The organism is Shewanella surugensis (assembly GCF_023284005.1).
Lineage (GTDB): Bacteria > Pseudomonadota > Gammaproteobacteria > Enterobacterales > Shewanellaceae > Shewanella > Shewanella surugensis.
The window spans coordinates 1-1,941 of sequence record NZ_JAKIKS010000283.1; the positions used below are offsets into that span (position 1 = coordinate 1).

The window sequence follows — 1,941 nt, forward strand, 5'->3', positions numbered from 1 at the left end:
TTGATTACAATCGAACAAGAAGGCATAGTGCAATTGGGTATCAAAGCCCACTGCATTATGAACAGCAAAAAGTCGCTTAATTGAGTGTCCAGTTTTAGTGCGGGGTATCACATAGCTCTAATGAGCCTTATCACTGGTAGGGTTAAACTCCATATTTGAAATATTTATCCTTAAATCTCGCCTATTCACTTTCGGTGGTTTTTTTTCTTCGATTCAATGAAAAATTTTTGAGCAATAAACTTATCGGTATTAGTTTTATTCTCATTAGAATTTTTTGTATAGTGTCGAAAAGTAGTCAATAACGCCACAAACTGATGTTCATACATTGCCATTGATAATGCAATAAACATGGCTACAGCATAGCTCACTGGAATAATAAACAATATGATATGAAACTCTTTTAAATTGGGATGCAAACTGGCAATATCAAACCAGTAAAAAACACCGGCAATGAATAATAGCCCCATAGCGCCCCCTAAACTCATACACTGACTACTGATACTCATTGATAATGAATGTGTTTCTTTTGGCGCAACATCGGCTGTAATTGACATCGCCATCACAGTAAAGCCACTTACCATGCCTAACATTAACAATAATAATACCGTCAACATATTTGGCAAGGTAGCATAGATGACTAATACACTGACAACCATGCCTAACCCACTGATTATGAATAGGATGAATTCTCTACAATGATAAAATTTTTTCGTTAACCAACCTGACAACGGTGATCCGATAATATAACCAATAAAAACGGTCGCAACAGATGTGTCTGCATATAAATTATGAGAACCTAATTTATCCTGCATAAAAGGAAATAGCCAAGAAGCATAAAAAGAGAACATAGGTAACTCATGAAAAAAAACATATGCATAAGATTTCATTAAATTAGCATGTCTTTTAATCATTTTTGATTGGTCATTGTTAACAGTCGAGTCTGAAGGTAAAGAAGAAACAACAGTATTACTCTTTAATAAAAATCGTCTTTTCTTTATCATAATAAAGTAAAGAATAATAATGACTAACATAATGGGGGTGAAGGTAAGTAACTTTAATGTAGTAATCGCTCCATATAGAGAAGATAAAAGCGTAAAAATCAAGCTAGCCATAATGCTGGCTGTACCCGCTATCGCAAATATAATACCTAACGCTAAAGAATATATCTTTTGACTAAAAATATTTTTAGCAATGTATAGACTAAACAAGAAAGAAAAACTAGAAGCGATACCTAAAATAAACAGTGCCATCGCCACCATGTAGAAATGAGTTGATATTGCGAGTAATAATATGCCTGAAATATGTAACAAAGACATGAATAATAGGATAAACTCAAAGGATAACTTATCAATTATCTGACTCGCAGGGGATTGAAAAGCCACATAAGCAACCCAAAAAATAAATAATACCACATTGAGCTGTACGGGTGTCAACATATTACCATCATGCATCATGGGGACATATAGACTAGGAATAAGTCGAAACATACATTGATGAAAATAAAAACCTAATGAGCATAACCAAATTAAAAATAAAGCTGATTGCCAGTGCCACTTTCCATTTTTTACTAAATCAGCTTGATCAGCAATATCCACATTCATTCCTTGTAAATAATCAAAATCCTAGATTTCAACAATAAATGGTATCTCCTGCCAACTGAATACATCATGCCGAGGGGCTGCTACCTTCCAATATTCGAAGATCACAAATTAATTATAGTAAAAATCAGAGTGCTCAATAATAAAGATAATTCCCCTCAAAAATCATCCTTTTAACATAATAGAGATTGGGCGCAGCGCGGTTGTAGATCCAATATAGTAATGTCACATTCCCCCAATTTAGAGATGTCACATTTTGATATGCTTGGTCATAAATTGTCCTGCATAAAATAATGTTGCCATGTTAATTACGATGAGTGAAAACGAACTGCACCGCATCGGT

Annotated in this window: 1 protein-coding gene; it reads right to left on the reverse strand. The window is 34.1% G+C overall.

Features of this window, described 5'->3' with window-relative positions; all coding sequences use genetic code 11:
- Window positions 1-185: 185 nt before the first annotated feature.
- Window positions 186-1,595 (reverse strand): MFS transporter, encoded by a 1,410-nt coding sequence (locus tag L2764_RS26945; protein WP_248943407.1) that lies wholly within the window; start codon window positions 1,593-1,595, stop codon window positions 186-188.
- Between the last annotated feature and the right edge of the window lie 346 nt (window positions 1,596-1,941).